The following is a 1,402-nucleotide window of genomic DNA, read 5'->3' on the forward strand; positions in this document are numbered from 1 at the left end:
GCCAGTCCCGTGCGGCGCCGAGGAAGGCGGCCAGAAGGATCGCCGCCGCGGCGCGCGCAGTTCCCAGTCGGATCCCGCTGCACCGACGGCCGCCTCGGTGATGCCGAGGTCGCGCTCCAGGTCCTCCAGCGTCGATCCGGTGTCGGCAAACGCGACGGTCCGGCCGGGCAGCACGGCGGTCCGCATCCGGCCCGACGCGGTATCGAACCACGGGATGACCACGGGGGGCAGGGGCACCGGCACGCCGCTGATCGGCCGGAGGTCCCAATGCCAGGTGACGACCGCATCGGGACCGTCGTGGTCGGACACCCCGCTGCCCGGGGCGGGGCGCAGCATGCGCTGGCGATGCTGCTCGCTGGTCGTGTCCGGGCGGACGGTGAAGCGCACCGTCGTTTCCGGCTTCGGGCTGCCGGCGACGACGATCAGCTTGTCGGCGCGCACCTTCGGCATCGGCGGCAGCTGGTCGGCCGTCACGCCCTCGGCGCGGACGGTCACCGTGCGCCGCACCGTGGTGCCCACCGGCAGGCTCTCCGGCTCGGTGCTCCAGGCGTCGGTGATCTCGAGATTGCGGGCGGCCAGCCACCAGACCCCGTCGCCGACCGGCGCCGGCGCGACCTCGACCGTCACCGGCGGCGACGACAGGGTGACGGGACGGCGCCGGCCGCTCGCATCCACGGTCGTCAGGTGATGGACGAAGGACCCGATCGTGAGCGGCCCGCTGCGCTGGGCGTAGATCGCATATTTGCGGGTGAAGCCGCGGGCGGCGCGGCCGTCGTCCATCGCCGCCTCGTACCAGTCGTCCTTGCCGAGCCGCACCGCGCGGAAACCCTCGAAATCCGGCACGCCGAGCCGTTCGAGCGTGATCGGGATCGTGTAGAGGCCGGTCACGTGCAGGAGGATCATCTGCTGCGGATGCACCGGTCCGGCCGGCTCCAGCGTGACGCGCAGGCTGGCGACGTCCGGATCGACGATCGCCTCCACCTCGGCGGTCTCGGGGACCGGTGGCTTGTCCTGCGCCTGCAGCGGGGCGATGCCCGGGCCGGCAAGCAGCAGCGCGAAAAGCAGAACGCGCAGACGGATCACCATGGCAGCCCCCCCCGGCGGCACGGCCTCGCCGGCCTGGATGCGGCGTGCGTTCTCGGCGGCGATCCGCATGCGCAGGAAGCGCTGCGGGTCGTCCGGCACCGCCGCCAGCCACTGTTGCGTCGCCTGTTCGGTCTCGAACACGCCCGGGTCGCCGGCCTCCTGCGGCGGGGCGTCCTCGGACTTGGCAAGCTGGTGGCGCCGCTGCCCTCGCCGGCCCGGCCGGCGCTGTCGGCCGCCGAGCCGGACGAGGAGCCCTTGCCGTCCTTGTCGCCGTTCGGCTGGGCCCGGCCGCGCCGGTCCACCTCGCTGCTGCCGG

The 1,402-nt window shown here is 74.0% G+C and carries 1 pseudogene; it reads right to left on the bottom strand.

What is annotated here, in order from left to right:
• Positions 1-1,227, bottom strand: a pseudogene (locus A6302_RS20290) (BatD family protein); the annotation flags it as partial.
• Positions 1,228-1,402: the final 175 nt, after the last annotated feature.

Origin of the sequence: Methylobrevis pamukkalensis (assembly GCF_001720135.1) — a bacterium.
Taxonomy (GTDB): Bacteria; Pseudomonadota; Alphaproteobacteria; order Rhizobiales; family Pleomorphomonadaceae; genus Methylobrevis; species Methylobrevis pamukkalensis.